Raw genomic sequence first — 7,179 nt, 5'->3', positions numbered from 1 at the left:
GTGTAAAGAGGCATGCCCGGAAAATTTGGATTTTGAAGAACTTTTTATATCCAGCCGAAGGGAGCTTCACAAAGGAGGAAAACTGCCACCGGCCTTTCACGATTTTTGGATGCAGGACATGGCTTTTTCCAACTCAGAGGAAGCGTTTATGATGGTGAATGCCAATGGGGGAGATAAAAGCAGCTATCTTTTTTTCCCAGGGTGTCAGCTGGGAGGCTCCGATCCGGATTATGTCACAAATGCCTATACCTATTTGAAAAAACATCTTGAGGACGAACCCTCGATGATGATCGGATGCTGTGGCGCCCCGGCTGAATGGGCTGGCCGAGAAGAGGAACATGCTGCAGTAATTGATGGGATCAGAAATATTTGGGAAAATCAGGGCAGACCGGAAGTAATTCTGGCCTGTCCCTCCTGCAGGAAGATGTTCGCGAAACATCTTCCTGAAATTCAGGTACAGTCACTTTGGAATGTGATCGCAGAGAAGGGAAACGTAGACTACAGAAGAATCGCGGCAAGTAAAAAGGTGACTGTATTTGACCCCTGTGCCAGCCGCTATGATCCTGAAACCCAGAATAGTATAAGAATTATTCTGAAAAATTCAGGCTACGAGCTGGAAGAACTCCCCTATAGCTCAGAGCGGGCTCAGTGCTGCGGCTATGGTGGACAGATTCAGGCGGTAAACAGACCCCTTTTTGATAAGATTGTAAATATCCGAGTCGAAGCGGCATCGAATGATTATGTTACCTACTGTACCAATTGTCGAGACACTTTTGCGGCAGCGGGTAAATCAGCGGTTCACATTCTCGATCTGCTGTTCAATGATGATATTGAAGTCAGCGCAGCCAGAAAGCCACCGACATTAACTCAACGCAGAGAAAACCGAATTAAACTAAAAAAGGTGCTTCAGATAGAAACAGAAGGAATCAAGATAGCGCTTGAAGATGAGCCAATGAAGAGCGTCAAAGTATTCATTGCCCCAGAAGTCTATGCCAAGATGGACAGAAATTTCATTCTAGCGGAAGATGTTCAGAGGACCATCGAGTATTGCGAATCAACTGGGGAAAAAATCATGGATATATCGACAGGTAATTTTTCTGGTCATCTCCAGGATGGCATCATCACTTTTTGGGTCATATACAAGCCAGAAAGAGATGGATTCAGGCTGGAAACGGTCTATAGTCATCGGCTCATAATTGAGGAGATGGTCAGATGAGTGCAATTGAAAAAATTTCGACATTAATTTGTCTGAAATGTCAGGTCCATCTAGAAATGCACATAACTAATTTTTCATATCTGGGCTTTAATTTCAGTACCGAGGTCCCAACATGTCCTATCTGTGGACTGATGTTTTTATCCGAGGAACTAGTCAGAGGAAAGGTAACAGAAGTGGAAATGGGACTTGAAGATAAGTAAGTTGTTTGAACTATTTGATTAAAATAATACGCAAGTATCTCAAATTGGTACTTGACCTAAAAAGGAGAATATATGAAAGTTGTAGTGATTGGCGCTGGACCCGGAGGATATGAGGCAGCAATTTATGCTGCCAAACGTGGCTGTGAGGTTACCCTCATTGAAAAGGAAAGATTAGGAGGAACCTGTTTAAACAAAGGTTGTATACCGACAAAAGCTCTACTGGCGGTGACTGATACTTTAGCAACGGTAAAGAAAGCTTCAGTTTTTGGAATAGAAATACAAGCAGTCAGTAATAATTTCGGATATGCATTTGATCGGAAAAATGCGGTAGTGAACGGCTTGATCAATGGGATCGATTATTTAATGGAGGCCAATGGTGTCAATATTATTAATGGCATTGGTCAGCTTAAGAATAACAACACAGTCATTGTTCATAAAACTGATGGGGCACGAGAAGAAATTTTAACTGATAAAATTATTCTGGCAACGGGTTCAGTACCGAGTAAACCATCATTCTTAAATTATAACAAAAACAGTGTTGTGACGAGTGATGAAATTCTGGAACTGGCTGAACAGCCGAAATCAATTATTATTGTCGGCGGTGGGGTTATCGGTTGTGAAATTGGTCAATTTCTAAAAAGGATGGGAACTGAGGTTACGATTGTCGAATTAATGGATCATCTATTGCCTTTTGAAGACGCTGATGTTGCTAAACAACTGGAACGTCAATTTAAAAAAGAAAAGATCAAAGTCATCACAAAGAAAAAGGTTGAATCGGTAAATGTAACAGAGTCTGGGGTACAAGTAGTACTTCAAGATGGCGTCGAAATTGAAGCAGAAAAGTTATTGATTTCAATCGGCAGACAGCCATTTACAGTAGGTTTAGGACTTGAAAATACAAATATCATGGTCTCGGAACGTGGGTTGATTGAAGTGGATCAAAAGATGCGAACAAGTATTGAGGGTATCTATGCAATTGGTGATATTGTCAATTCTCCACAATTAGCACATGTCGCATCAAAAGAAGCACTAACAGCGGTAGATGATATTTGCGGAGATGGTATTGAGATTAGTTATAAAGCAGTTCCGCGTTGCGTATACACCGATCCGGAGATTGCCTGTGTGGGAATGACCGAAGAACAGGCTAAAAATAAGAGCATTGTTTATACAATCGGTTCATTTAATTTTGCAGCACTTGGTAAGGCGAAAGCCTCGGACAAAACGACGGGTTTTGTGAAGGTAATTGTGAATCAGAACGATGAAATCATCGGTGGGGAGATTGTCGGAGCTCATGGAACCGATATGCTGCAAGTATTAACATTAGCTATTGATCTTGGTTTAACAGCAAAACAGGTTGGCCAGTCAATTTTTCCGCATCCTACATTGTCTGAAGGAATCATGGAAGCATTGCATGACGTTCATAAAAGAAGTGTTCACAAAGTTTAAAATTTATTTAGTCTTGAGGCTGAGATTTAATGGGCTTTCTTAAAAAGCCTAAATTTAATAAATAAGGAAGTAGAAGAAAATATCAGAGCCATTTTAAAAGAAATTAATGCTGAAAGTATTCTTTCAGGTTCAGTATTGATGAATTGGTAAACTGTATTATTTAAGAATAATCTTGGGATTATTGTAAACTATAGCTATGCTGTCTACTATTATTGTTTAAGGCTTTTGAGTTTTAAGGCAAGGAGAAAAATGAAATACAAAAAAAGTTTATTTTTACAGATGATTCTATTGATAGGATTTCCTTCAATATTGATTATTGCGATAATAGAAGGCATATTCATATATATGCTGAATCAAAATTTTAATCAGTTAGGTATTATACAGAATAAATTGATAATTATTTTTGGAATGGGATTATTATTGGTTATTTGCGTCATGATTCTTAGTATACAGAGATTTTCAAGGAGACTGATAAGTCTTGCTGAAGAAGTTGATCGATTGCATTATAGTGAAATTGATATGGAATTTATATCCTCAGATTCTAAAACTCAATTGGGAGAACTCAGTATAGCTATATATCGTTTTATTGAAGATATCAAAATTCATGCAACTTCGGCAAATGCGAAAAAAGGCGTGACCAATTCACATTTTGAGGGGAGTGAAAAAAGAGAAAAACAGGATACCGCATATATCAAAAACAAGAATGAAAAAAATATCGGTTTTGTAGAAGTTATAACGGATATGACCCAGGTTTTGAATATTAATGATTATACGAACAAAGAAATATTACGATTAGAACAGAACTTATTACGCCTTGCTGAAGGTAACTTAGAGTTTGACATGGATATAGCGAATCCCAATGAATATACAGGTGAAATGTTTGAACAATTTCAGGTAATTAATAAATATCTGATGGAAGTTAAAAAATCAATTTGCAATATGATTGAAGATGCATCGATGCTTATGAATGCTGCAGTAGAAGGAAAACTGGAAAAAAGAGCAGATGAGACAAAATTCAAAGGTTCCTGGTATACCCTCATTAATGGAATGAATATTATTCTTAAGGAGGTAGATAAACCATTAAAAGAAATGTTGAAAGTATTAGATCTACTCTGTTCCGGAAATTTGAAAAATACTGTTAACGGATTATATCAAGGTGTTTTCGATGAATTGAAACAGGTGGTCAATGACATACAGCTTCGATTGAATTGGGTAATAACTGAAATTTCAACAGTTACTTGTGAGATCGGAAAAGGTAATCTCGATCTGAAAAATGTAAAAATATATGATGGCGATTATGCCGATATATCCTATGGCATAAATGGGATTATTGAATCACTAAACCCTTTATTAACGAAAATCAATGAGTCCGCCGATCAGGTAGCCGCTGGTTCAAATGAGGTCTCGTATGGCAGCCAGAACTTGGCGCAGGGATCAAATGAACAAGCGAGTAGCATACAGGAATTGACGGCATCCATTACAGAAATTGCGGACCAGACAATAAACAATGCCGGGAATGCAAATAAAGCCAGAGAAATAGCAGATTTAGTACTTATTAATGCAGAAAAAGGAAATTCTCAAATGGCCAAGATGCAGGGTGCTATGTTAGATATCAACCAATCATCAACAAATATATCAAAAATTATTAAAGTCATAGACGATATTGCTTTTCAAACAAATATTCTTGCTTTAAATGCAGCAGTTGAAGCGGCAAGAGCAGGAAAACATGGCAAAGGTTTTGCGGAGGTAGCCGAAGAAGTTCGAACCTTAGCAGCGAGAAGTTCTGATGCTGCGAAAGAGACAACGTTCTTGAATGAGGGATCTATCAAAAAAGTGAAGGCAGGAACAACCATAGCTGATAATACAGCAATGGCACTAAATGATATTGTTAATGGAGTTGGAAAAGTTACAGATTTAATTGGAAATATTGCGTCAGCATCTAATGAACAGGCTTCCGAGATTGCACAAATAAATCAGGGGATTGAACAGGTTGTCCAAGTTGTTCAGCAAAACTCTGCAACCGCTGAAGAAAGTGCTGCAGCAAGTGAGGAACTTAATAGCCAAGCAGAATTATTAAAAGGAATGATTAATCAATTTCAATTAAGAAAATGATAATAAAAAGAATAAAATACTTCATAATACACACAATTTGCATACATTAGTAATAAAGGAAAATCAATTAAGGAATAATTGAAATTAATAAATCGCGGTTTAAATGGCTTCACAATAGGGTTGCAGTAATCAAAATCAAGAAGAATTTAGCAGAATATACAAATACAATCCAATTCGTAATCAGTAGGTTTGAATAAAATCGTTGGTAAATACTAACAACTGGGTGGGGGATAGTTTATATTAATATCAGAGAATAAAGTTTGTTTTTAACAATTGCACCCAAACTGCACCCGACATAAAAAGAAGCTGATATACAAGGAAAAACCGTTAACTCTTAATCAGGGTGTCCAGGGTTCGAATCCCTGAAGGGGTACCAAATTTTAATTTGCAAAAACCGCTTTGCAGAGCCATCTGCGAGGCGGTTTTTTTCATGTGCATTTATATTCGTTTTTATTGATATTTTACTGTGTTGCTCTGGGTTGGTTCAATAACTGCACCTGAATTGAATGAAAAAATGGTTGCTTTTTTACCCTAGTGCGAATAGATCAGTTAAAGGATGAAAATTCTGGTCATGTGGAGAGGGATGCCTGGAATACTCCCATCAGTTTTTATGAAAATCAGACCTTCGAGTCTTAACAAACGTGATCATTATTGGATTCCACTGCATTGCAGGCACCCATAATAAACATAATTCAATCAAAATAAAATGATAGGAGCAGGTGTAACCTTGTCTCATATGCATCCAAAACAATACTGGTTAAGTCATCAATCCTTGACAGTCTGTATTTTAATGAGTTTTTATGGATGCAGAGGATATTTGCTGCCTTTGTGTAATTTCGTTCGTTCTCGAGAAAAATTTTCAATGTTTCTGTCAGGTTAGAATTAGTATTCTTATCGTATTTTTGAAGAACCTTAATCGCAGGATGTTTAATATCAGTTTTAACATGCTGTTTGACAATGTCAAGACCATAAGCAACGGCGTAGTCTGAACATTCGTTGAGTCTTCCAGGACTGTGTTCACCATATTTCATTGCAATTATTGTTTGAGCATAATAGAGTGGTGCTTGGGCTGTCTCACTAAAGACATAACTAATTCCACAGTAACATTTGCTTGGTGTAGAAATTTCTTTAAATCCTACCATGAATTCAGATTTATTCATTAATGCCAAATTGCATATTACTACGATTGCATCTTTATAAAACACCCCTAAACAGGCAGGAAACCATTTTTCAATTCTTCTTGAAAGAGTCAGCATAATATCTTTTCCCGCTAAGCGGTTTATACTCACTATCATTTTTTCATCGGAAGGATTCCATCCAATTGTCTGAAAATGCTGATTTATGGACGCTTGTGTACCTGAATGATCATTAAGTAAATCTAAAAAAAATCCCTGAAATGATTTCAATTCGCTCTGTGTTTTGTTACAATGAAGCCAATATTCGATCAACTTTGCATAAGCTGAAAAAACATCCAAGTTCCCCTGAGTGACAGGATGTTTTTGTGCTAACATGGTTATCCAACCGAAATGCTGGTTATCGAACTTAAGGTTTGCACAGATAACGCTGTCAGGCAAAAATTTGTTTTCAATGATATAGGCATCCGTTCTGTTCACTTCCCTTATTCTGCTATCTCGGTTAACATCCATAATTACGTCAAGCGGCATTGTTTTATTGTTATTTATATATAGAAAAAAGTCATTATTTAAATCATATGTTTCAGGTACACTAAATGCCGTTATTGCGTAGGCAGGATCGGCGATTGAAATAAAGTCGTCAAATAAATTCCTGGCACTATCTAAAAGAAACTGCAACGTACATCCAGCAGTAATCTGCTCATGCAGTGTTTCAAACCAGTCATTATAATAATCGAAGGCGTTTAAGATATCATTAAATATTTGTTCTGTATTTTCCGATTCGAGGAGGATCGTATCCTGTTCGTGAATACAGACCACTTTATTCTCTTCACTATTCATTAATTCCTTAGCACTACCAATATATACATGCGAATTTTTAGAACCTTTGTCACTGGTATACAGCCTTGCGTTCTTGAGGATAGGTTTACCGTTTCTAATTTTTGGCAAAGGATTGTAATCTTTCAGCCAGTCAGTCAGTATCCACATACTTAATTTCATATACAAATCTCCTGATCTCTAATTTTCTTTGGTACTTTATGACAAATTGAAGTATTTAAAATGCCTATTGATT

5 protein-coding genes are annotated in these 7,179 nt (G+C 37.1%); 4 read left to right on the top strand and 1 reads right to left on the bottom strand.

Features of this window, described 5'->3' with window-relative positions; translation table 11 throughout:
- The 4 genes from AKG39_RS00630 to AKG39_RS00615 all read left to right on the top strand — a co-directional run.
- Window positions 1-1,216 (top strand): heterodisulfide reductase-related iron-sulfur binding cluster (locus AKG39_RS00630; RefSeq protein ID WP_160316122.1); only part of this gene is annotated, 1,216 nt, incomplete at its 5' end.
- Window positions 1,213-1,416 carry a DVU_1557 family redox protein gene (locus AKG39_RS00625; protein ID WP_050738424.1) on the top strand — a complete coding sequence of 68 codons (204 nt, stop codon included), beginning with the start codon at window positions 1,213-1,215 and terminating at the stop codon, window positions 1,414-1,416. The genes AKG39_RS00630 and AKG39_RS00625, both read left to right, overlap by 4 nt.
- 72 nt (window positions 1,417-1,488) lie before the next feature.
- A complete protein-coding gene (gene lpdA, locus AKG39_RS00620) occupies window positions 1,489-2,862 on the top strand; it encodes a dihydrolipoyl dehydrogenase (protein ID WP_050738423.1) in 1,374 nt (457 codons plus the stop codon).
- A 249-nt stretch (window positions 2,863-3,111) separates the two neighbouring features.
- Window positions 3,112-4,974, top strand: a complete 1,863-nt coding sequence (locus tag AKG39_RS00615; RefSeq protein WP_050738422.1) for a methyl-accepting chemotaxis protein — start codon at window positions 3,112-3,114, stop codon at window positions 4,972-4,974.
- Window positions 4,975-5,666: 692 nt separating this feature from the next.
- Here AKG39_RS00615 and AKG39_RS00610 read toward each other — a convergent pair.
- A complete protein-coding gene (locus AKG39_RS00610; protein WP_050738421.1) occupies window positions 5,667-7,106 on the bottom strand; it encodes a PucR family transcriptional regulator in 1,440 nt (479 codons plus the stop codon).
- Window positions 7,107-7,179 lie beyond the last annotated feature (73 nt).

It is taken from the genome of Acetobacterium bakii, assembly GCF_001263355.1.
GTDB lineage: Bacteria > Bacillota > Clostridia > Eubacteriales > Eubacteriaceae > Acetobacterium > Acetobacterium bakii.
Note: the sequence above shows the minus strand (reverse complement) of the source record. Positions and strands in the feature narration are given on the sequence as shown.